This is a genomic window from Trinickia sp. Y13 (assembly GCF_029522115.1).
Taxonomy (GTDB): domain Bacteria; phylum Pseudomonadota; class Gammaproteobacteria; order Burkholderiales; family Burkholderiaceae; genus Trinickia.
The window spans coordinates 404,179-427,118 of the sequence record NZ_JAKWFK010000005.1 but is presented as its reverse complement, the minus strand read 5'-3'; the positions used below and the strand labels follow the sequence as shown (position 1 = coordinate 427,118).

Here is a 22,940-nt window from a genome sequence, read left to right as displayed (position 1 = left end):
CGTCGCTCAACCGAGCAGCACCGAAAGAAGCCTTTCTAGCACCGCCTGTCTTGCGTTGCTGCGTCAGCAGCAGAGAAACGAGATTATGCAGAGTCTTTCACATCGCGTCAACTGTTTTTTAGCACTTTCGCTATCGAACCGCCGCCGCCCCTCCGCCTTTCACCCCCGGCGCAAACCCGCTCGCCGTAAGGCCCCGCTTCCCTTCGCACAGTCGCACTGACTGCGCGAAAGGGCGTGATTCTAGGCGCGTTCCGAATGCGCCGCAAGCGAAATTTCGAGCGACCGCGTAGCGACCATTTCGCGCCTGCCAACGAAGGGCACGCCGAGCCCAAACCGCAACGCTTGACGACACCGTGTGCTTGCGGGTTCCATACTGGCTCCGCGAGTCATCGCCCCCGTTTGAAGCAAGGGGCAAGGGCCGCGGCGAGGCCTCTCTCGCGCCTATCGATCTATGTATCGGCCTATGAAACGAACCACTCAATGAGCCAGCAACCGAACTACTCGCACCTTCTCGAGCAGATCTATCGTGATATCGCTCCTTGGCGAACGAAAGGCCGCGTCGCCAATTACATACCAGAGCTCGCGAAAGTGCCCGCCGAGCGCTTCGGCATGGCCGTCGTCACCTTGGATGGCGAAGTCTTCACCGTCGGCGACGCCCACGAGCGCTTTTCCATTCAGAGCGTCTCGAAGCTCTTCGCCTGCACGCTCGCCTTTCAATTGCTCGGCGACGCCCTCTGGCAACGAGTCGGGCGCGAACCGTCGGGCACGGCGTTCAACTCGCTCGTGCAACTCGAAACCGAGCGCGGCCTGCCGCGCAATCCGTTCATCAACGCCGGCGCGTTAGTCGTCACCGACGTGCTTTGCCGGCGCTTCGTGCGCGCCGAAACCGCACTCGTGCAATTCGTGCGGCGGCTCTCCGGTGCGCCGGATATCGATTACAGCTCCCGCGTGGCGCAGTCCGAGCTGCAGCACGCCGAGCGCAATCGAGCGATGGCGCATTTCATTGCAAGCTTCGGCAATCTGGAGATGCCGCCGGAAAACGTCGTCGACGCCTATTGCCGCCAGTGCGCCATCGAGATGAATTGCGTCGAACTGGCCCGCGCAGCGTTGTTCCTCGCAAATGGCGGCGTTTCGCCGGCCACGCAGGAGCACGTCTTGGATCCCAGCTCGGCCAAGCGCCTGTCGGCGCTGATGCTGACCTGTGGCACCTACGATGCCGCCGGAGATTTCGTTTTTCGCGTCGGCCTGCCGGCTAAAAGCGGCGTCGGCGGCGGAATCGTCGCCGTGCTGCCAGGCGAAATGGCTGTCTGCGTCTGGTCGCCGGGCCTCGACGCCAATGGCAATTCGCTTGCCGGCACACTCGCATTGGAATGGCTGACGACCTATTCCGGACGATCGATCTTTTAGAGCTGCGGCCTCGCGCAGTGGACCCGGCGCAATCGCGATAGGCTAGCGCCGCGCGCAGGCCTGCTCAAAAGAGAAGCGGCCTTCGACAGCCATCGCTTTTATCGCCCGCTCTGTGCGCAAGCCATAGCGAACGGGAGCGAGCTAGGCGGACATACATGCGCTACTTGCCGGGCGGGCGACCTGCGAGGCAGCGCCGAGCGCCTGAGGATGGGCGCCCCCGGCGCCGTACGTCACGCCACATATCTCGCGACGCTGACGAATTGACATAAGCTGCCGCCGAGCACGAACAAGTGCCAGATTCCGTGTCCGTGGCGAATGCGCTCGTCGTTGATGAAAAAGTAGATGCCGGCGCTGTATATCACGCCGCCCGCGATCAGCCACGCAGTTCCAGCCGCGGGAAGCGCATGGATCAATGGGCGAAAAGCCACGAGCGCAAGCCATCCCATCAACACGTAGAGCAGCATGGAGACACTGCGGGTGCGCCGCCCGAGCGTGAGTTCCTGCGCGATGCCAAGCGCAGCGAGCCCCCAGCTCACGCCGAACAACGACCACCCCCACGGCCCGCGCAGCGTAACGAGCGTAAACGGCGTGTAGCTGCCCGCGATCAGCAAATAAATCGCGGAGTGATCGCATTTCTGCAGAACGGCCTTCAGCAGCGGACGGCGCACGCTGTGATAAAGCGTCGAAACCGCGTAGAGCACGCACAGCATTGCACCGTACACGCTGAAGCTCACCACCTTGTATGCATCGCCCTCCACGGCGCCCATCGTCACCAGGGCGGCAAGGCCAATCACCGACAAGACCGCGCCCACGAGATGGGTAATGCTGTTGAAACGCTCACCGACATGCACGACGCGATCCTCCCATCGGTGTCATCGACACAAAGACCTTGGATCATACCGGCCCCAGGACGAACGCGGCGCGGCGGGCGGACCTTTTGACGCACCCGGCAAGCCCCCGACCCTGCGGCGCGACGATCGTCGGTCGACACCCGCCCATAGATTGCGCTCGGTGCCGCACCGTCGTCTGTTAGCGGAGCCCCGGGAATCGTCCTAATCTTTAACCGTTAGGGCAGCCGTTCCGGCGGCGGCGGCGCACGCATGCGCCGAGTGAAAACGATGAAACCCCACCCGTTGCCGAGGATCGCGTCGACGCTCGAAGCACGGCCGCCCATGCGGCTGGGCGTACGGTTCGTACGCCGCTTTGCGACGTTCGTTGCTCTCCTAGGTTGCGTATGCGCCAGCGCCAGCGTGGGGGCGGCGGCGCCCGGCAACGCGGCCGACGCCACGGGCAGCCGAGTCGTCGTGATTCCGGTCGTCGGCGCCATCGGCCCAGCCAGCGCCGACTTCATCACGCGCTCGCTTGCCAAAGCCGCAGGGGAGCGCGCGCAACTTGCCGTCGTCGAACTCGATACGCCGGGCGGGCTCGACACCTCCATGCGGCAAATCATCAAGGCGATACTCGCCTCGCCCGTGCCTGTTGCCGCGTTCATCGCGCCCAGCGGCGCTCGCGCGGCAAGCGCGGGAACCTACATCGTCTATGCCAGCCATATCGCCGCTATGGCCCCGGGCACGAACCTCGGCGCGGCCACACCGATCCAGTTGGGCGGGCCGGCTGGCGCCCCGCCCGCCGCGCCGAAAGCGCCCGATGGCCGAAACGGAGCCGCTTCCGCCCCGCTCCCGGCCGATTCGCAATCGACCGAGACGCGCAAGCAGATCGGCGATGCCGCCGCCTACATTCGCGGCCTCGCGCAGCTGCGCGGGCGCAACGCCCGATGGGCCGAGCGCGCCGTGCGCGAGGCCGTGAGCCTATCGGCGAACGAAGCGCTCGAACAGCACGTCGTCGACCTCACGGCTCGCGATCTGCCCGATTTGCTCGGCAAGCTCGACGGCCGCACGATTGAGACCGCGAGCGGCCCGCACACCCTGGCGACGGCTCACGCCGCCGTCGTCACACTCGAACCCGACTGGCGCAGCCACGTGCTGGCGGTCGTCACGGACCCGAACGTCGCACTAATCCTGCTCACGATCGGTATGTACGGCCTCTTTTTCGAATTCGCCAATCCAGGCTTCGTGCTGCCGGGCGTCGCAGGCGCCATCTGCCTCTTGATCGGTCTGTTCGCCTTGCAACTGCTCCCGATCAGCTATACGGGCCTTGCGCTGATCTTGCTCGGCATCGCTTTCCTCATCGCCGAGGCATTCCTGCCGACGTTCGGCACACTGGGCTTCGGCGGCATCGTGGCGTTCGCCGCCGGGGCGCTGATGCTCATCGATACCGATGCGCCCGGCTACGGGGTACCGCTGCCCATGATTGCAGCCATCTCCGCTGCCGGAGCCGTGTTCGTCTTTTTCGTTTCCAACTTCGCCTATCGCGCGCGGCGGCGGCCCGTCGTCACCGGAAGCGAAGCCTTCGTCGGCAGCCTGGGCGAGGTCATCGACGGCCCCTTGGCGCCCGCCGACGGCCAGCCGGGCAGCGAGAACGTGGGGTGGGCTCGCGTGCGCGGCGAGCGCTGGCGCGTGTGCGGCGCAACACCGATCGCCACGGGCGCGCGCGTCCGCGTCACCGGCCGGCACGGGCTGACGCTGACGGTGGCGCCCATAGAAGAACGACCAAAAGGAGTGTCGCCATGATCGGATTCACCTACAGCTTCGGCACGTTGCTGCTATTAATCGTCATTGTCGTCATCGCGTCTTCGATCCGCATCTTCCGTGAGTACGAACGCGGGGTTGTATTCATGCTGGGACGTTTCTGGAAAGTCAAAGGCCCGGGGCTCGTTCTAATCATCCCGGTCGTCCAGCAGGCCGTGCGAATGGATCTGCGCACCGTCGTCTTCGACGTCCCGCCCCAAGACGTCATTACGCGCGACAACGTTTCCGTGAAGGTCAATGCGGTCGTGTACTTTCGCGTCGTCGACCCGGAAAAGGCCGTGATTCAAGTCGCGAAATTTTTCGAAGCGACGAGTCAACTGTCGCAGACGACGCTGCGCGCCGTGCTCGGCAAGCACGAGCTCGACGCGCTGCTTGCCGAGCGCGAGCAGTTGAACGCCGACATTCAACAAACCCTCGATGCGCAAACGGACGCCTGGGGCATCAAGGTATCGAACGTGGAAATCAAGCACGTCGACATCAACGAGTCGATGATTCGCGCCATCGCCCGCCAGGCCGAAGCCGAGCGGGAACGCCGCGCCAAAGTCATCCATGCCGACGGCGAACTGCAAGCGTCGCACAAGCTGCTTGAGGCCGCGCAAACGCTTGCGCGCGAGCCGCAAGCGATGCAGCTGCGCTACCTGCAGACCCTGACGACGATCGCCGCCGACAAAAATTCCACCATCGTCTTCCCGCTTCCGATCGACCTGCTCTCCACCCTGCTCAATCGCCGCTGAGCCCGCGGCCGCCCCATTGCGCGCCATGCGGCATGCGACATGCATGCCGTGGCTGGCCTGCGCCAATAATCGCCATTACACTGTGCGCCTGATTTTTCAGCTACGCGTAACATACGACAGGAGACACGCGCTCATGGAACAAGCCAAAGCCTTTCCGATGCTGGAATCGGCAAGACGTTACTTCGGCTTCGCAGAGGCAGGCACCGACCTGCGCACCGAGATATTGGCCGGCATCACGACGTTTCTGACGATGGCCTACATCATCTTCGTCAACCCGGCCATTCTCGGCGATGCGGGGATGCCCAAAGACGCCGTCTTCGTCGCCACGTGCCTCGTCGCCGCCATCGCGACGCTGATCATGGGCCTCTACGCGAATTACCCGATCGCCTGCGCGCCGGGCATGGGGCTGAACGCCTATTTCGCGTATACAGTCGTCAAGGGCATGGGCTTCACTTGGCAAGCCGCGCTCGGCGCGGTGTTCATCTCCGGGTGTCTTTTTTTGCTCGTGACGCTGTTTCGCGTGCGCGAGGCGATCGTCAATGGCATACCGCGCTCCATCCGCGTGGCCATTACCGGCGGCATAGGACTCTTCCTCGCGATCATTTCGCTGAAGACGGCCGGCATCATCGTCGGCAACCCCGCCACCCTCGTCACGCTCGGCGATCTGCACAAGCCTGCCGTGATTCTCGCGACCATCGGCTTCTTCACCATCGTGACGCTCGATTTTCTGCGCGTGCGCGGCGCGATCTTGATCGGGATTCTCGGCGTGACCGTGCTCTCGTTCTTCTTCGGCGGCAATGAATTTCACGGCGTCATGTCGACGCCGCCATCGATCAGCCCGACGCTCTTTCACCTAGACGTGCGCGCCGCGCTGTCCACCGGCGTCATCAACGTGGTGCTCGTGTTTTTCCTCGTCGAATTGTTCGATGCAACCGGCACGCTCATGGGCGTGGCCAATCGCGCCGGGCTGCTCGTGGAAGGGAAGATGGACCGCTTGAACAAGGCGCTGCTGGCCGACAGCACGGCTATCGTCGCCGGCTCGCTGCTCGGCACCTCGTCCACGACGGCCTACATCGAGAGCGCGTCGGGCGTGCAGGCTGGCGGGCGCACGGGCGTCACGGCGATCACCGTCGCCGTGCTGTTTCTCGCGTGCCTGTTTTTCGCGCCCCTGGCCGGCGTCGTGCCCGGTTACGCCACAGCGCCCGCGCTTCTCTACGTGTCGTGCCTCATGCTGCGCGAATTGGCCGATTTGCCTTGGGACGATGCAACCGAGGTCGTGCCCGCGACCCTCACCGCTCTGATGATGCCGTTCACTTATTCCATCGCCAATGGGGTGGCGTTCGGTTTCATTACTTACGCCGGTCTCAAGCTGCTGACAGGTCGCGCTCGGCAGGTCAAGGCGGTGGTCTGGATCATCGCCGCCATCTTCCTGTTCCGCTTCTTTTATCTAGGCGCGGAGTGATCGCGCAGCGCCGCCCGCGGGCGCACGCGCGACGCGGCGCCACCGGCGCTTTCTGGTGGGGCGAAAAGGACGAGGCGGCGTTCAGGCGCGAGCGTTGGCTTCGTAAAAGCGGACGTAGCCGCTGCGCAGCCTCGCGCATTGCCCGCCCGTCTCCGAGAGCAATCTGCGCGTCGCCGCTTCGATGCGCGGACGATGCGCGTCGAAGGCGCCAACCATATCTTCGAGTCGCGGCGACGCGGCTCCGAAATGGTCTTCGAGCGCTTCGGCCGTAATGCTGCACCAGATGCGCTCGCCATTGACTACCGCGGGGAACGCCACGATCAACTCGCGCCCCGAATACTCGGGCGCTTCTTTGGGAAAACTAATCTGCATGGGATTCGCCTTTGCCGTGACGAAAACACGCCGATAACCGCGCCGGTGGGAGGTGCTTCCTTCTTGCTGGAAGCGCGGGCTGCCGGCAAGGACAGAGCGACATCCACGCCGATTGAATACACTTTAGGACGTTTGCGCAGACGAGCAAGTTTTCCTTGCCGATCCGGCGAAATTGGCCATTGATCCAACAAAAAGGCATGGCATTTGCGTTCGAGGCCCCACCGCCACTTTCGTTTTCCTTTCGTTTCTGATGCAATTGCGGTCGGGTGCGCCTTCGGATGAGGCAACCCCCTACCCTTTGCATTTTCCCGTTCGCCCGCCTCATGACCGCATCGCACGCTATTCGAGTCCCCGTCGTTCGCATCGAGCCACAGGGCTACCGCTTCGAGGCGCCCGCCACGCTCACGCTACTCGAGGCGGCTGCGTCCGCGGGGGTGCGGCTGCCGCGCTCGTGCCGTAATGGGACTTGTCGCACGTGTTTGTGCCAGCTCGTTTCGGGGAACGTCAGCTATCGAATCGAGTGGCCCGGCGTGAGCCGCGAGGAACAGCGCGGAGGGTGGATCTTGCCCTGCGTCGCGGTAGCCGATACCGATCTCGTCATCTCCGCGCCCGACGCCGAACCGGTTCGGCCGGCGCACGCTTCGGATAGTCACCTCGGCCCGAGCCGTTTCTAAATCCCATCGATCAACACGGACGCCACTCTATGGATTTCGACGTCGTCGTTCTCGGCGCAGGCATTATCGGCGTGTCTTGCGCCATTCATCTGCAGGATCGCGCTCGGCAGGTCGCGCTCGTCGATCGCCGCGCCCCCGGGGAAGGAACGAGTTTCGGCAACGCCGGGTTGATCGAACGCTCGGCGGTGGTCCCCTATGCGTTTCCCCGCAGTTTGAGCACCCTCGCTCGCTATGCGCGCAACCGGTCCACCGATCTCTACTGGGACTACAAAGCATTACCGTCTTTCTTGCCCTGGCTCGCACGCTACTGGTACGAATCGGCGCCGCAGCGCTTGGCCGCAGCCGCTTGCGACATGCTGCCGCTGATCCGCGCATGCGTCGACGAACACGAGGCGCTGATTGCGCGCGCGGGCGCCGATGCGCGCGCCCTCGTTCACGACGGCGGATGGATCGAAGCGTTCCGAACGCCCGGCGAGTTCGCCGTCGCCGCCGAGCGAGCGCAGCAGATCGCCGACGCGCAAGGCTTGCAGCTCGATACGCTGGACGCCGCGGCGCTGCACGGCCGCGAGCCCGCGCTCTCCGGCGTCTTCTGCGGCGGCCTGCATTGGAACGATCCGAAGCGCGTGACCAATCCGGGCGCGCTCACCAAGGCCTATGCGGGCTTGTTCCAGAGCGCCGGCGGCCGCGTGATGATCGGCGACGCCGCAACCGCGCGTGCGGAGAGCGACGGCTGGATCGTGCAAACCGCCGACGGCCCGATCACCGCACGCGAGGTCGTCGTGGCCCTCGGCCCTTGGTCCGATACCGTTTTTGCCCCGTTGGGCTATCGCATCCCGCTGCGCGCCAAACGCGGTTATCACATGAACTACGAGGCGACCAGCGACACGCCGCTTGGCCGGCCGATTCTCGATCGTGAACAGGGCTATGTCATCGCCCCGATGCAACAAGGGCTGCGCCTGACGACCGGCGTCGAAATCGCCGCACGCGAGGCCCCGCCGACGGGGGTGCAGCTCGCGCGCGCCGAATCGTACGCGCGTCCGGCGTTCAGTCTCGGCCGGCGCCTCGACGCCCAGCCCTGGCTTGGGCTGCGGCCCTGCATGCCGGATATGCGGCCCGTGATCGGGAAAGCCGATCGCCACCGCGGGCTGTGGTTCGCCTTCGGCCACGCTCACCACGGACTGACGTTGGGCCCCGTCACCGGCAGGCTGCTTGCCGAAATGATGGCGGGCGAGACGCCATTTACCGATCCTCGGCCCTATAGCCCTTCCCGCTTTTGATCGAACGAATGCCGCCGTCCGTCGCGCCCAATACCGGCGGCCGGCGCATTAGTTGTCGTAAAGCAACGCCGTGCAATATCGTGTGCATAAAAGTGTGCAAATTAGCGCAACGGCGGTTCGATTGTTTCCATTTTAAGAATGGTGTTTCTACGGATCTAACGATAGCGGTTGAGCTCGGACCCGAATACATTTAGGGAGCTCGATGCCAGGAGCCGCTATGAGGACAAAAAAGTCTTGCGCCATAGACGCTAGCCGCGTCCAAATCGAAATACTCGAACAATCCGATACCACACTGATCATCCGCTGGGTCGAGCCGGGCCGCTGCCACTACGGTGAACAGCGGTGGCGGCGGCGCTCGGCGAATTCGTCGGGGACGTGCGTGGTTTCGCGCCGGGCGATTCGCCGAGGCGATGCCGTGTTTCGCCCAGCCGAACGTCCGGCGCCGGCGAACGCGGGTGCAATGATCTCGGTCGAGGCATTTCTCGCCACGGTCGAGGATTGATTCTAATTGTTCTGACAGCACGCCCTACTGTTTTCAGTAGTTGACAGTAATCGTCGATTTAAAACGGATTTTTGCACTAGGCGATCGGGCGTTTACCCCGCTCGCCATCGTCTCCCTTGCACTTTTAGGGCGCATTCGCCTCGCGTCGTTGTCGTAATTGATCATGCCGCTGTCGCCTATTGACAATAGGCGAGCAGCGGGGCTGCCGATATTCCTGCGGTAGGCGCTGTTCCTTGCGCTTTCCTGAACGCCCGCACGCGAGTATCGCCATGTTCAAATCACTCTCGATTCGAGGCGGCCTTGCCGCCACCATAGCCGGCTACACGGCGTTGCTGATGCTCGTCATCGGGGGCGCGCTCGTCCTGCTCTACGCTGGTCGAGCAGACCTTGCCGCCATGTATCGCGACGATACGGCCTCGCTGCTGCACTTGAAGACGAGTTCCGAACGGCTGCTCGTGTTGCGCGGTGGCCTGAGCGAAGTCGAACAATTGATCAGCGCGGGCCAGCCTGCGCAAAAGCAGATTGCCCGCCTCCATCAATTGCTCGCGCAAAGCAATGATGAACTTGCCGCCTACCAGCACGGGCATGCGCCCGATGCGGCCGAGCAAAAGGCGCTCGAAACGCTTCTCGCGCGCCGCCAAACCCTATTGGCTCAGACATTGCAAAAGGCGCTGTCGCAATTGGACAGCGACGACATGGTCGATTTCCTTTCGACGCAGCGAGAAGCGTCGCCCGCGTTGTTCGCAGACTACCAAGACGCGATGACCGCATTGGAAGACGTGCAATTGACTCGAGAGAAATCGCGCTTCGAGCAAGCCGATGCGCGTTTTCATCGCGCGTTGTGGGTGCTTGGCGCAGCCGCCGCGATCGCGCTGATACTCGGGTTGCTCATGCAACGCAGGCTCGCCCGCGCCATCGTTACGCCGGTCAATTCGGCCGTCGAACACTTCGACCGGATTGCACAAGGCGATTTGACGCGCGGTGTCGTTGTCGAACGCGCCAACGAAATGGGGCATTTGCTCGCGCGCCTCGGTCAAATGCAGGCTGGATTGGCACAAACGGTGGGGCAAGTGCGGGCGGGCGCCGAAGCGATTGCAGGCGACGTGCGCACGATCGCGCACGGCAACATGGAGTTGTCCGATCGCACCGAAGAGCAAGCGGCATCGCTGGAACAAGCCGCGGCCAGCATCGAGCAATTGACCGCCACCGTGCGTCAAACGGCCGACAATGCGCGCAACGCGCGCGCCTACGCGGGCAACGCCGCCGAAATCGCCGTCAAGGGCGGCGATGCCATGACGCGCGTCGTCTCAACGATGGATGCGATTTCGGCCAGTTCGACGCAGATCGCCGGTATCGTCGGCGTGATCGAGGGCATCGCGTTTCAAACGAACATTCTCGCGCTGAACGCGGCGGTAGAAGCGGCGCGCGCGGGAGAAAACGGACGCGGCTTCGCCGTCGTTGCCTCGGAAGTGCGCAACCTGGCGCAGCGCTCCGCGGCGGCCGCGAAGGAAATCAAAACCCTGATCGGCGATTCGACGCTGCGCGTGGACAGCGGCAGTGCGCTCGTCGGCGAGGCCGGTGCGACGATGACCGAACTCGCCGACGCCGTGGATCGCGTGCGCACGATCATCGCCGAAATCAGTCTCGCCTCGGAGCAGCAGTCGATCGGCATCGAGCAAGTCAATGCGTCGGTGTCCCACATGGAGCAAGCGATGCAACGCAATGCGGCATTGGCCGAGGAGGTGTCGGCGACCGCGGTTTCGCTTGAAGATCAAAGCCGGCGCCTGGGCGAAGCGGTGTCCCGCTTCCAACTGCCGTCGAACGCGCACTGACGCCCGGATACCATTGCCACGGCGATTCGGTTCTATCGGCGCGAACCGCGCCCTGCTCTACTGGTACATGCGGCGCGAAGGGACGCATACGCGTATCGCGCGCGCTTTCTCATGGAGACCAGGGCTATTCCTATGTCCACACCTGACCGTTCTCATCAATTCATCTTGACGCTTGCTTGCCCGAGCGCAGCGGGTCAAGTCGCGGCCGTTGTCGCGCTGCTCGACAAACACGGCGGCTATATCGACGAATTGTCCGTTTTCGACGACGATCTCAGCGAGCGCTTCTTCATGCGCTGCGTCTTTCATGGCGCGCGCGGAGACGACGCGCCGCTGAATCTGAACGCGCTCAAAGCCGAATTCACGCCGACCGCCGCATCGTTCGATATGACGTGGGCGATTCACGATGCGAATGTGCGGCCCAAAGTGTTGCTGATGGTGTCGAAACTCGAGCACTGTCTGGCCGATTTGCTGTTCCGCTGGCGCATGGGCGAATTGAAGATGGACATCGTCGGCATTGCGTCGAATCATACGACGCTCGAGCCGATGGCCGTTCAGCACGAGTTGCCCTTTCACTATTTGCCGTTGACCGCCGACACCAAGGCGCGGCAGGAAGCGCGGCTACTCGATCTATTCGACACGACGGGCGCCGAGCTGATGGTGCTTGCGCGATATATGCAGATTCTGTCGGAAGCGACGAGCCGCACGTTGGCGGGCCGCGCGATCAATATCCATCACTCGTTTCTGCCTGGTTTCAAGGGCGCCAAGCCTTATCATCAAGCGCACGCGCGCGGCGTGAAGCTGATCGGCGCAACGGCGCATTTCGTGACGGACGACTTGGACGAAGGCCCGATCATCGAGCAAGTGGTCGAGCGCGTCGATCATTCGCATAGCCCGGAGCGTTTATTGGCTGTCGGGCGTGACGTGGAGTGCATCACGCTTGCCCGGGCGGTGAAGGCGTTCATCGAACGGCGCGTGTTCATCAACGGCGAGCGGACGGTCGTTTTGCAGTAATCACACTCGGTGTTTCCCCATAGCAGACTTTCTATCCGCAGACGCTATAAGGGGGTATTTTCCTTGTCGCCGGATATGGAAGCGCTGGTCGCTCCCATTCTCACGTAGAGCCGTCGAAATTCGGAAAAAGGACAAGCGCGCGCTCGCATGGGCGCGTTTTCGCCCGTTCAATAGCCGCCTTCTCGATCACGGATCTTCGCAAAATCCCAATATTCAAAAAACTACCAAGCATCACTCATCGATAAAACGTAGATTTCGATAAAACCAATGACAACGCGATGCAGCGCCACCTATCATTCGCCTACCAATCTCGTGGCAAACTTCAAACGGAGGTCGTATGACTGGATATTCTGGCTGCTTGGTTCGGGCGAACAATAACATGTATTGGTCCAATGACTTCAGCGGAATCATCGATGATTCGTTGCCACAAACCACCATGGTGTTGTCGGGGGAAGCCACGGCCTTTTTTTCCATCAACCCCATTCTCGATAACAGCAAGTGCTACATCGTATCACTGACCCCTTCCCACTATTTGCAATGGACGACCGCATCCAACGGGTCCATTGCTGCAATCAGCCTGTCGCCAATTCTATCATCCATAGCGTGGGAAAATCTCGATGCGACACAAAAGCAGCAATTGACATTTAATTATTCCGAGGTAGGACCCGATCGATTCAAAATCGGAACATCCAACTTGGCGCTACTTTCCTTTCAACGAATCGGAGAATGCGTAGGCGCCATATCGAATAGTAGTGATAAATCTATTTTCACGATAGTCAGGTAACGAGGGGGTATCAATCTGAAGCCCAACAGCGCGACGAAGCACCGCAGACCTTACACCGAACCGTCGAATCGAACTCCCACTATCAAGAAAAACGGGGCGCAGTGGCCTTTCCTTCAGGCCACGCGCCCCGCGCAGGGACACTCGATACTTCGCGCTACTTGACGTCCGCGACCCAGCTGGCCACGCGATCGGGGTGAGCCGACACCCATGCCTTGGCCGCGTCCTGCGGCTTCGTGCCGTTCTGCGCCGCAAGCATCACACCGTCGATCTCGCCCGGCTTCCATTGGAACTTCTTCAAGAACTCGACCACCTGCGGCGCCTTCTTGTCGAGCTCGGGGTTGATCACGTTGTCGACGTGCTCGGAACCGCCGAATACCTTCTTCGGATCTTCGAGGAACTTGAGTTTCCATTTGGCGAACATCCAGTGCGGCGCCCAGCCCGTTACCACGATCGGCTTGTTCGCATGAATATCGCGCGCCAACTCGGCCGTCATCGCGCTGCCCGAGCTCGGCATCAATTGATAGCTGAGGTTGTATGCCTTGATCGCATCGTCAGCCTTCTTCATCACGCCAGCGCCTGCATCGATACCGACGATCCGCCCGCTGAATTCGCTCTTTTGCGCCTCGAGATCGGCGATCGTCGTCGCCTTGACGTCCATGGGCACGACCAACCCGATCTTGGCATCGGTGAAGTTGGCGCCGAGGTCCTCGACCTTCGATTTGTATTGCTCCCAATACGCCGCGTGCGTGGCCGGCAGCCAAGCCGACAGCGTGGCGTCGAGATCGCCGCGCGCCACCCCGCCCCACATCACGCCGGCCGCCACCGGCACGAGCTTGACCGGGTAGCCGAGCTTCGTTTCGATGACTTGCGCCGCGACGTTGGACGTCGCCACGCTATCGTCCCATCCTTCGACGTAACCGATCTTGATCGTCGGCTTGCCATCGGCAAACGCCGGCGCCGCACTTGCGAGCGCCGCGCCTAACGCGGCGCTCAGCAGCAACTGTTTAAGCAGATTCATAGTGGTCTCTCCTGGTCGTCCATCCGCGGCGCGGGTGATACAAGCTTTAGATTGAATAGCCAAAAATCGTCGGTGACTGCATTTTCCGACACGCGTTTGCACGGAAGCGACCGCCGGATGCCGTTATTTGTCGACGACTAAATCGCTGAGCGGTTTGCTGCAGCAAAGCAATACCATCCCTTGATCGATCTCGCGCTGACGGATGCCGCCGTTGTGGCGCATGTCGACCTGCCCCGAGACGAGTTTGACCTTGCATGTCCCGCACATGCCCTGCGTGCATGACGACGGCAGTCGCAGCCCCGCTCGCTTGGCGGCGTCAAGGACGTGTTCGTGCGCACCGCATTCGATGTCGCGGTGGGTCTTGGCGAACGTCACGGCATATCGGGCTTGGGTCTCGCCCGATGCAGCCTCGCCCTCCACCGGCGCGCTCGCGCCTTCACTCGCTGCGGCCTGCTCGGCGGGCGAAAGCGAATCGAAAGAGAAGCTTTCCTCGTGATATCGCGCGCGATCGAAACCCGCTTCATCGAGCAAGTCGCGCACCGCCTTCATGTAAGGCGCCGGACCACACGTGAAGATCTCGCGCTCCATGAAATCGGGAGCGATCAAACGAAGCAAAGGCAACGTCAAGAAGCCGGTGACGCCAGGCCAATTGGTCCGGTGACCCACGCGCTCGCACACAAAGGAGGTTCTGAAATGCTGCTGATTCGACGCGATGAGATCGAGCTCGCGCGCAAAAATAATGTCGTCGGGCGTGCGCGCGCTATGGATAAAAACGATATCGCGATCTTCGCCGAGCTCGTGATGAGAGCGGCTCATCGACATCAGCGGCGTAATGCCAGAGCCAGCGGACAAGAACAAATACTTGCCCGCGCGATGGCGCGCGCAGGTGAATTCGCCGGCTGGCCCGAGCACCCGCACGGCATCGCCGGCGCGCAAGTTTTCGTGCAGCCAATTCGATACCTTGCCGCCCGGCACGCGCTTGACCGTGATGGAAATTGTGTGCGGGCGGGTTGGAGCCGACGAGATGGTATAGCAACGATTGATCGTCTCGCCGTCGATTTCCAGTTCCAGCGTGATGAACTGCCCGGGCTCGAACGAGAATGTCCTTCCCTCGCGCGACATGAAGAAGAAACTCTTCACGTCGTGCGTTTCCTGCCGCACTTGGCAGCAGACGAGCGTTTCCTCGTCGTCGCTGCTCCAAGGCGCGCCGAGCGCGCTCCAGAATGCGGGGCGCGTGAGGCGTCCTTCATGCGGCTCTAAGGTTTGCGCGTCTCGCATCATGCTATGCCTCGTCCCTTGCTGACTGACCGATCGTTAAGCGGCGACGTGCGCGCCGAGGCGGCCGATATACCAATCGCAGAATTTTTCGACAAGCCCTTCCGTGAACGGCGAATACGGACCCGGCTCGTAGGCGCTGCTGCCCGCGCCGCGATGCGAGAACTCGACGAGCGCACGGTCCTGTGCGTTCGTTGCATTCCACACCGCCGTCAGATTCGGGACGTCGTAATCGACGCCTTCAACCGCATCCTTGTGCACCATCCACTTCGTGCGCACGAGCGTCTTACCGGCTGAGAGCGGGATCACCGAAAAGCTGACGATGTGATCGCTCATGAAGTGGTGCCACGAATTCGGTTGCGTCCAGAACGACAGGCCGCCCAGATCGGCGCGCTGGAATTCGCCGAGTAGCTTCTTGGACGCGACTTTCGCATCGAGCGTTTGCGATTCGCCGTTGCGATCGAGCGGCAGGCGCTGCGTGCGAAAACCGGTGACATCGCTCAGGCGCTCGATTTCGACCGAAGGCAAGCTCATCGCTTCCCACTGCGCCGCGCGCTCGACGCAGGTGCGCTCGAAGGCGGCCATACCCTCGGCGTTGGCCGGTGAGGGCTGGTAGCCGAAGCCGTATTCATAGAGCGAGATGGTCAGCTCGGGATGGTTCGCGACGCAGTGATAACACTCGCGATTGTTTTCCATCGTCAGCTTCCAATTGCCTTCCTCGATGATGTCCACCTGCGCCGCGATCTTGCAGTTGGCAAGATCGTGGGGGAGCAGGTACGGTTCCATCGCCGCGCGCATGACGGCAAAATCGGTGGGGGGCTCCGGTGCGAGGCAAATGAAGATCAGCCCGCCCACGCTCTCCACGTGGACCGACTTCAGGCTGTGCTTGCAGCGGTCGAACTTCTCGCCCATATGCTCGGCGAACATGAGCGCGCCGCTCAAGTTGTAGGTCCAACTGTGATAGGGACACACGATGTTGCCGACCGTGCCGCGTTCCTCGTTGCACAGGCGCGCGCCGCGGTGGCGGCAAACGTTGTGGAACGCGCGAATCGACATGTCGTCGTCACGCACGATCAGCACCGATTCGCCGGCTAGCTCGACGGTCACGTAATCGCCAGGCTCGGGAATATCGGGTTCGACCGCTACATGAATCCAGTGCTTGCGGAAAATCGCTTCCATATCGAGCGCGAAAATTTCTTCGCTGCGGTAAAACGGCGCTTCGAGGCTGTAGCCCTTCTTGCGCCGTTCGATGAGCGCGCGAATGTCTGCGGATACGGTCATGTCTGCTCCGGATGCTTTTGACTTGCTGTACAAGTGCTTGTCGCTAAGTTCGTGTCTTCAAGGCCGGACGGCCTTTCGATTTCAATAATCGACGAGTCGATGCTCTCGCAAATAACTGAGGATCACTTGTGCTTTTTCGACCGAAGTCCCCTCAATTACGACGTTTCCGCCACGGCTTTCCGTCGTCGTGGCCGTCAACATGCGTGCATGCCCGGAGCGCTTTTCTGCTGCGGCGAGCTTGATCGGCTTGCGCTGCGCCGGTGCGATTCGCCACGCGTGCGCATCGCTGTCGGGCGAAGCGGACCCGCGGTGCGGCTCGATCGCGCCGTCCGCGGCACGCGCATACGCGTAGCGAGGCGTCACGGCCGCTTGCGGGTGAACCGCGACGACGGCAGGCAGGGACGCTTCGATGCCGCGACGAAAGCCCTTCGGCAGGAACTGCGTGATCGCCACGCCATCGCGTTGAACGGCAACATCGAGCGCGGATTCGACCAGCGCGTATCCCAGGGCTTCGGCCAACCGATAAGGAAGCATGCCCGTATCGTAGGCCCCTTCCGCGCGGGTCCCGGTCAGGACGAGGGGAACGCCCCGCAAGCGCTGCGCCAGCAGCAGCGCCGCGTCGTCGTTGTCATTGCAAGCCAACACGTCGATGCGCGGCGCGCCCAACGCCAAGTAATCCGTCAAGGCCAAATTCGATGCGTCCCCGGCATGCAGCACCTCTAGCTGCGCGCCGTGCTTTTGCGCCAGCGTGCGCGCAATTTCGAGCGCGGCGGCGTCGTTGCGGCTGTAGCACGAGACGCCGCTCACGCGGTGTCGCCCCACCGAGACCAGTACGGCAATCCGATCCAGCTTCTCTATCTTGTTCATGCCGCCACCCCTTCACGAACGTTGGCGCTCGCCTGCGCGACCGTTAGATGACTCGCTTGCTTGGCCTGCTCCACCTGGCCCGCCAGCGCCGTGATGGTGGACTGCGCGTCGCCGATCACCGTGAGATTGGCGCGCTTGACGATCGGCGCACTGCCGTCGAGATTGACGGCGATGACGTGCCGGCAGTCTTTGATCCCTTGCAAATGCTGGACGGCGCCCGATATCCCGAAGGCGATATAGACGCTCGCGTTGACGGTCTTGCCCGTCGCTCCAACCTGCTTGTCGCGCGTGAAGTGGCCGTTATCGACCGCCACTCGGCTCGCGCCGATCGCCGCACCCAGCGTTTTCGCGAGGGCTTCGAAAGCGGCGATGTCGGTCACGCCGTTGCCGGCGGAGATGATGAAATCGGCCTCCTCGAGCGCCACTTGCGCGGCGTCGAGCTGTGTCGTGCCTCGGTCGACGTATCGCGTCGTATTCGATGGCGCGCAGGCCTCGCTCGGCACGGCCACGCGTTCGCCGGCGCCGACGAACGGCAGCTTCGCCGCCACGGCCTCGGGAGCGAGCAGGATGACGTCGGGCCAGGCGCGTGTGGCAAACGATACGCCCGCATGGGCATAGCAACCGACATGCTCGGCGTCGATCTCGACGACGTGCGTCGCAATGCTGGCGTTGACGCGCGCGGCGTAACGCCGGCCCAGATCGCCGTCTCCCGTTGCGTTGTCGGGCAATAAGACATGCGCGGGCTCGAACGCGGATACGCAGTCGCGCAACGCGGCCAGTGCTTGATCCGGGGCAAATGCGGGCCGCGCCAAGGCGGGAAATTCGACGACCTTGTCCGCGCCGAGCGCAGCGGCATCGTCGGTCAACTCGCCGAACACCACCAAGATCACTTCCGTTGCCGCATCGGCCACGATGGCCGCCGCGGCGATCGTCTGCCGCGCGTGCTCGTCGAGCGCGCCCCGATCGCTATGCGCGGCGACGAGCAGCGCGCGCGCGCCGGCTTCATACACGCGGCGCGGTTTCGCCTTCTGGGTATGCGAGCCATGCAACGCGGCTTGCGCCGCTTCGTCGATCGCGCCCGCGATATGTTCCGCGCCTAGCGTAATGCGCTTGAGCCCCGACGGCGCGATGACGAAGGGCCGGCGCGGATCGATTCGTTTGACGTTATTCATGGCCTCACTCCAGCGCGGCAGCAACGAGCTCGGCGACGTCGAGCACCTCTGGCCGGGGACCCACGACGCCTTCGAGCATCGCCGTGCAGTTCGGGCACCCCACGGCGACCACCTCCGCGCCGATCGCGCGGGCGTCCGCCATGCGGATATCGGGAATCCGCGCTTTGCCCGGGATATCGGTCAGCGGCGCGCCTCCGCCCCCGCCGCAGCAGCGCCCGCGCATGCCGTGGCGCTCCATTTCGACCACCTTGATACCGATCGATTTGAGCAGGCGCCGCGGCGCTTCCGTTTCGCCGTTGTAGCGGCCCAGGTAGCACGGATCGTGATAGGTGATGCGCTTGTCGGCCAACGCGGCGGAGGCCTTCGGTGAAAGGCGGCCCGCTTGCACGAGTTCGGCGACGAGGCTCGTATGATGCTGAACCTCATAACGCGCGCCCAACGCACGGTATTCGTTGCGCAGACTGTGCATGACGTGCGGGTCGGCCGTCACGATTCGCTTGAAGCTCAGCGCGCCTAGCGTCGACATCATGCCTTTTGCCATGCGCTGAAACGTGGCTTCGTCGCCCAGCCGGCGCGCGACGTCGCCGGTATCGGCCTCGGCCCCACCCAGCACCGCGAAATCCACCCCCGCTTTATTCAGCACTTTGACGAGCGCGCGCAGCGTGCGTTGGTACCGCATGTCGAACGCGCCTTCGCCGGCGATCAGCAATACGTCGACGGGCACGCCCGGTTGTGCGACGCGAGCGTTCAGATCGACCGCCCAGTCATATCGCGCCGAGATGTCGTAGCCGCCCGCACTCCCCGTCTCGCGCAAATTGGCGAGCACCTCCGGCGCCTTGCCCGGGACGTCGCCTTCGGTCAACGTGCGATGGCGCCGCATATCGACGATGGCGTCCACATGCTCGATCAGCATCGGGCATTCTTGAACGCACGCACGGCAGGTGGTGCACGACCAAATCGTGTCCGATTCGATCAAGCCCGAGACGATGGGGCCGTTAGGCTGGCCACCGTGACGCCCGATCGCGATACCGGGCGTGGGGCTGCCCGCATACGCCGCATCGGTGCCGCCGACCATCCCGGTAACGAGGTCTTGAATCAGCTTTTTCGGGTTGAGCGGCTGCCCTGCGGCGAATGCCGGGCAGGCTGCCTCGCACTTGCCGCACTGCACGCATGCGTCGAAACTGAGCAACTGATTCCAGCGAAACTCGACCGGCTTGGCCACCCCGTAGTCGCGATGCTCGATATCGGGCAATTTCAGTGCGGTCGGGGGCGTCGCGTCGCCGTTTCCGGTATACGACTCCCGCGTTTGGGCGAAGCGTTCCTGGCGCGGATGGAAAGCGAGGTGCAGCAAGCCGGCGATCGCATGCTTCATCGGGCCGCCCTTGGCCGCGCCCATCGTCATCGCGAACGCGCCGATGCCGATCAGCACCGCGCAGATCACGGCGAACCCGCGCGACATCGCGGCGGCCGGCACGAGCGTATAGAGCGCGAGACCGAACGCAAACGAGCCGAGCAGCCAAGGCAACGTGTTCCAAGGACCGCGCGACAACCGGGCCGGCACGTCCTTCGCTCGACGACGGCGCCACACGAAAACCGCCCCGATCAACATCGCAAGCGCCGCGAGAAAAATCAGCTTATCGAGCCACGGGGAATAGATGCCTAGTCCGTAGTTGACGAACACGAGCGCCAGCGCGGCGATCGCCCCCCCGGCCGTCGCGACGTGAGTCTTCGCGATATACGGATCACGCGCAACGACATGGTGCAGATCGACGAAATAGCGCTTCGGAATGGCGAATAGATTCCAAATACCGAACGCGCCGGGTGTCGTGGCTCGCCCGAGACGCCAGTACGCAGAACGCTTGGCGACGGCGAAGACAAGGCCGCCGACCGACAGCCAGAGCAGAACTGTGATGAGAAAGGCCGGGCTCATGATCAAAAGTCCTTGCAAAGCCGCAGCGAGTCATAGATCGCGCCGTGAATGTTGTGCATCGAGATGCAGTCCCCCACGCGGAACAACAGGAAGCGGCCATTGCCCAACTCCTCGGACAAGCAGGGTTGCGCCTCGGCTGCAAAGAGCTTGTGCACGTCGATTTGCCCGCGATTGAGCGATTCCGGCTTGAGCTTCCAATAGAGCGAATCGTTAGGCGTGCTACCGTTTTCGATCACGACTTGATCGACGGCGCGCTCTTCCTGCTCTTCCGTATATTCGTTGCGCAGCACGGCGATCTTCTTGCCGTCTTCCTCATAGACGCGGTCGAGCCAGAAGTTCGGCGTATGGATCACGCCTTGCGCATAGAGGCGCCGATAGAAGATCGGGAAAGTCGTGCCGCCGCAATCGTCGGCGATTTTCACATCGGGGGTGACGATCTCGACCTTCGAGCCGCGGCTCGAGATGAAATCGGCCACGCCCGCGCCCGCGTGCGTGCTGACGCCGTCGTAGACGAGCACATTCTGCTTCGGCTCGACGCGCCCCGAGAGGATGTCCCACGAGCTGACAGCCAGTCCTTGCGCAACGCCCCAATCCGCGCCCTGATCGGAGAACGCGCGGCCGCCTGTGGCAAGCACGATGATGTCGGGCTTCTCGGCCAGGATCGCTTTCTCGTCGGCCTCGACGCCCAAACGGCGGTCGACGCCGAGACGCTTGGTCTCCATATCGAACCAGCGCACGATGCCGGCCATCTGCTCGCGCTGCGGCGCCTTCGCAGCCAACAAAATCTGTCCGCCGACTTCGGTATTCTTCTCGAACAATACGACATCGTGCCCGCGCGAGCGCGCGACGCGCGCGGCTTCCAACCCAGCCGGCCCCGCGCCGACGACGACGACTTTACGCTTGGGCCCGCGCGATTTCTCGATCACATGCGGCATCGTCGCTTCACGCGAGGTCGCGGCGTTCTGCACGCAAAGCACGTCGAGGCCGTTGTATTGCCGGTCGATGCAATAGTTGGCGCCGACGCACTGCTTGATTTCGTCCTCGCGTCCGTCGCGGATCTTGATGACCATATGCGGATCCGCGATCTGCGCGCGCGTCATGCCCACGAGATCGATCATTCCCGAGGCCAGCAAACGCTCGGCTTGGCCTGCGTCGCGAATGCTTTGCGCGTGCATGACGGGGATGTCGACCACCGACTTGATGCCGGCCGCCAAATGCACGAACGGCTCGGGCGGCAGCGCCATCGGCGGCATGCAGTTAGCCAATGTGTTGTGCGTGTCGGCGCCCGAGCCGATCACGCCGAGGTAATCGATGAGGCGCGTCTCGGCCATCGCATGCGCGATTTCCTTCAGTTGCTCGTGATCGAGACCGTCCTCGTGAAACTCGTCGCCGCACATGCGCAGCCCGACGACGAAGTCAGGCCCGACGGCTTCGCGCACGGCCGTCAGCACTTCGACGCCGAAACGCAGGCGATTGGCGAGGCTGCCGCCCCACTCGTCGGTGCGGAAGTTGGTGCGCGGGCTCCAGAACTGATCGATCAAGTGCTGGTGCGCGGCGGAGATTTCGATTCCATCCATGCCGGCCTGCTTGACGCGCTTGGCCGCGGCGGCAAAATCCTGAATGATGCGGCGAATCTCTTCCACTTCGATCGTCTTCGCATTGCCGCGATGCACGGGCTCGCGCACGCCGGAAGGCGTCATCAGATGCGGCCAATGCTCGCCGTGAAACGCGGAGCGACGACCCATGTGCGTCGCTTGAATCATGATCTTCGCGCCGTGGCGGTGCATCGACTCGGCGAGGCGGTTCAAAGGATCGATCACGCGATCTGTCGCCAGATTGACCGACTTCCACCAGCCTTGAGGACTGTCGATCGACACGGGGCTCGAACCGCCGCAGACAGCCAAGCCCACGCCGCCCTTCGCCTTCTCCTCGTAGTAGCGGATATAACGATCGCCGGGCAGGCCGCCCGGCTCCGCATAGACTTCCGCATGCGCCGTGCTGACGATGCGATTGCGCAGCGTCAGTTGATTCAGCGTCATCGGTTTGAACAGATGGGGGTAGCGCATGTCGATCGACCTCGAACGAATTCTGTGACGAGCTTTACTGCCGTAACGTCTTGACGCGTGTTGCTGCGACGACGAGCGTCGTGTTAATGGGGAAGCGGCGAGACCTCGAAGACACAGTGCGCGTGCCCTTCGCCGGCGCATTGCGTTTCCTTCGATTGCGAGCGAGGCCCTTTACGGCCGCTCGTATCGGTATCGTTGACCCAATCCATCGCCCCGGCGAACCAACCGGCGAACATGTAGCAAAGCTTGCCTTCCTTCCCGGGCTGGGCGAGCACGAACGAAGAATGGCGCAGTTCGATGCGCGCGTGCGCGCTTGCGGGATCCGCTTCGGCGATCTTGAACAGCCCCCAGCCGCGTTGCGACAGGCGTTTCAAGTAGTGCTCGAATACCGCCATGCCGGCGAGGCCATGTTGCTTGGCTTCCTTATCGCACCAGTGATAAGCCGACTTGTAGCCTGCCTTGTAGAGAATGTCGGCGTACGCCTCGCGTCCAAGCGCCTCCTCCACGGCAACGTGGTTGTTCGTGAAGAAATGGCGCGGCACGTAAAGCATTGCCAGCGCGTCCGTCGTCCATACGCCGGTATCGGGATCGACGTCGATCGGAAGTTGCGGTTGCATGAGAAAGGTTC

The 22,940-nt window shown here is 62.8% G+C and carries 20 protein-coding genes; 10 read left to right on the top strand and 10 right to left on the bottom strand.

The features are described 5' to 3' along the window. The first annotated feature begins 480 nt into the window (after positions 1-480). The gene (locus tag MMB74_RS12715; protein ID WP_277428972.1) at positions 481-1,407 is read left to right on the top strand and encodes a glutaminase; all 927 of its coding nucleotides are present in this window, start codon (positions 481-483) and stop codon (positions 1,405-1,407) included. Between the two features lie 230 nt (positions 1,408-1,637). On the opposite strand, the gene MMB74_RS12710 is transcribed toward MMB74_RS12715, so the two are convergent. Beyond that, positions 1,638-2,258 carry a hemolysin III family protein gene (locus MMB74_RS12710; RefSeq protein ID WP_277428971.1) on the bottom strand — a complete coding sequence of 207 codons (621 nt, stop codon included), beginning with the start codon at positions 2,256-2,258 and terminating at the stop codon, positions 1,638-1,640. 321 nt (positions 2,259-2,579) lie between these two features. Between MMB74_RS12710 and MMB74_RS12705 the strand changes: the two genes are divergently transcribed. From MMB74_RS12705 to MMB74_RS12695, 3 genes are all read left to right on the top strand, one after another. Then, on the top strand, positions 2,580-4,037 hold the full coding sequence (locus tag MMB74_RS12705; protein WP_277428999.1) for a nodulation protein NfeD: 1,458 nt from the start codon (positions 2,580-2,582) through the stop codon (positions 4,035-4,037). Next, positions 4,034-4,789 (top strand): slipin family protein, encoded by a 756-nt coding sequence (locus tag MMB74_RS12700; protein ID WP_277428970.1) that lies wholly within the window; start codon positions 4,034-4,036, stop codon positions 4,787-4,789. Before MMB74_RS12705 ends, MMB74_RS12700 begins: the two co-directional genes overlap by 4 nt. A gap of 160 nt (positions 4,790-4,949) precedes the next feature. Further along, a complete protein-coding gene (locus tag MMB74_RS12695; RefSeq protein ID WP_277428998.1) occupies positions 4,950-6,251 on the top strand; it encodes an NCS2 family permease in 1,302 nt (433 codons plus the stop codon). An 81-nt stretch (positions 6,252-6,332) separates the two neighbouring features. On the opposite strand, the gene MMB74_RS12690 is transcribed toward MMB74_RS12695, so the two are convergent. Further along, positions 6,333-6,623 (bottom strand): DUF1488 domain-containing protein, encoded by a 291-nt coding sequence (locus MMB74_RS12690; protein ID WP_277428969.1) that lies wholly within the window; start codon positions 6,621-6,623, stop codon positions 6,333-6,335. A gap of 323 nt (positions 6,624-6,946) precedes the next feature. Between MMB74_RS12690 and MMB74_RS12685 the strand changes: the two genes are divergently transcribed. From MMB74_RS12685 to MMB74_RS12660, 6 genes are all read left to right on the top strand, one after another. Next, positions 6,947-7,297: a 2Fe-2S iron-sulfur cluster binding domain-containing protein gene (locus MMB74_RS12685; RefSeq protein WP_277428968.1), complete on the top strand. Its 351-nt coding sequence runs from the start codon at positions 6,947-6,949 to the stop codon at positions 7,295-7,297. 29 nt (positions 7,298-7,326) lie between these two features. Further along, entirely contained in the window at positions 7,327-8,574 is a 1,248-nt protein-coding gene (locus MMB74_RS12680; RefSeq protein WP_277428967.1) for an FAD-binding oxidoreductase, read from the top strand. A gap of 217 nt (positions 8,575-8,791) precedes the next feature. Further along, positions 8,792-9,076, top strand: a complete 285-nt coding sequence (locus MMB74_RS12675) for a DUF3331 domain-containing protein (protein ID WP_277428966.1) — start codon at positions 8,792-8,794, stop codon at positions 9,074-9,076. A gap of 269 nt (positions 9,077-9,345) precedes the next feature. After that, complete coding sequence (locus tag MMB74_RS12670) at positions 9,346-10,908, top strand: methyl-accepting chemotaxis protein (protein WP_277428965.1); 1,563 nt, start codon at positions 9,346-9,348, stop codon at positions 10,906-10,908. A gap of 132 nt (positions 10,909-11,040) precedes the next feature. After that, positions 11,041-11,919, top strand: coding sequence for a formyltetrahydrofolate deformylase (purU, locus tag MMB74_RS12665; protein ID WP_277428964.1), 879 nt, complete (start codon positions 11,041-11,043; stop codon positions 11,917-11,919). A gap of 337 nt (positions 11,920-12,256) precedes the next feature. Further along, the gene (locus MMB74_RS12660) at positions 12,257-12,703 is read left to right on the top strand and encodes a hypothetical protein (protein WP_277428963.1); all 447 of its coding nucleotides are present in this window, start codon (positions 12,257-12,259) and stop codon (positions 12,701-12,703) included. Between the two features lie 154 nt (positions 12,704-12,857). Here the strand turns inward: MMB74_RS12660 and MMB74_RS12655 are convergent, their stop codons facing one another. The 8 genes from MMB74_RS12655 to MMB74_RS12620 form a co-directional block, all read right to left on the bottom strand. After that, the gene (locus tag MMB74_RS12655; protein WP_277428962.1) at positions 12,858-13,721 is read right to left on the bottom strand and encodes a glycine betaine ABC transporter substrate-binding protein; all 864 of its coding nucleotides are present in this window, start codon (positions 13,719-13,721) and stop codon (positions 12,858-12,860) included. A gap of 123 nt (positions 13,722-13,844) precedes the next feature. Next, positions 13,845-15,002: a hybrid-cluster NAD(P)-dependent oxidoreductase gene (locus tag MMB74_RS12650; RefSeq protein ID WP_277428961.1), complete on the bottom strand. Its 1,158-nt coding sequence runs from the start codon at positions 15,000-15,002 to the stop codon at positions 13,845-13,847. Positions 15,003-15,035: 33 nt separating this feature from the next. Then, positions 15,036-16,277, bottom strand: a complete 1,242-nt coding sequence (locus tag MMB74_RS12645) for an aromatic ring-hydroxylating dioxygenase subunit alpha (RefSeq protein WP_277428960.1) — start codon at positions 16,275-16,277, stop codon at positions 15,036-15,038. 81 nt (positions 16,278-16,358) lie between these two features. Beyond that, positions 16,359-17,144, bottom strand: coding sequence for an electron transfer flavoprotein subunit beta/FixA family protein (locus MMB74_RS12640; protein ID WP_277428959.1), 786 nt, complete (start codon positions 17,142-17,144; stop codon positions 16,359-16,361). Then, a complete protein-coding gene (locus MMB74_RS12635; RefSeq protein WP_277428958.1) occupies positions 17,141-18,316 on the bottom strand; it encodes an electron transfer flavoprotein subunit alpha/FixB family protein in 1,176 nt (391 codons plus the stop codon). Before MMB74_RS12635 ends, MMB74_RS12640 begins: the two co-directional genes overlap by 4 nt. A gap of 4 nt (positions 18,317-18,320) precedes the next feature. Further along, complete coding sequence (locus tag MMB74_RS12630; RefSeq protein ID WP_277428957.1) at positions 18,321-20,246, bottom strand: (Fe-S)-binding protein; 1,926 nt, start codon at positions 20,244-20,246, stop codon at positions 18,321-18,323. 2 nt (positions 20,247-20,248) lie between these two features. Continuing rightward, entirely contained in the window at positions 20,249-22,312 is a 2,064-nt protein-coding gene (locus MMB74_RS12625) for an NADH:flavin oxidoreductase (RefSeq protein WP_277428956.1), read from the bottom strand. Positions 22,313-22,395: 83 nt separating this feature from the next. After that, positions 22,396-22,929 carry a DUF5943 domain-containing protein gene (locus MMB74_RS12620; RefSeq protein ID WP_277428955.1) on the bottom strand — a complete coding sequence of 178 codons (534 nt, stop codon included), beginning with the start codon at positions 22,927-22,929 and terminating at the stop codon, positions 22,396-22,398. Between the last annotated feature and the right edge of the window lie 11 nt (positions 22,930-22,940).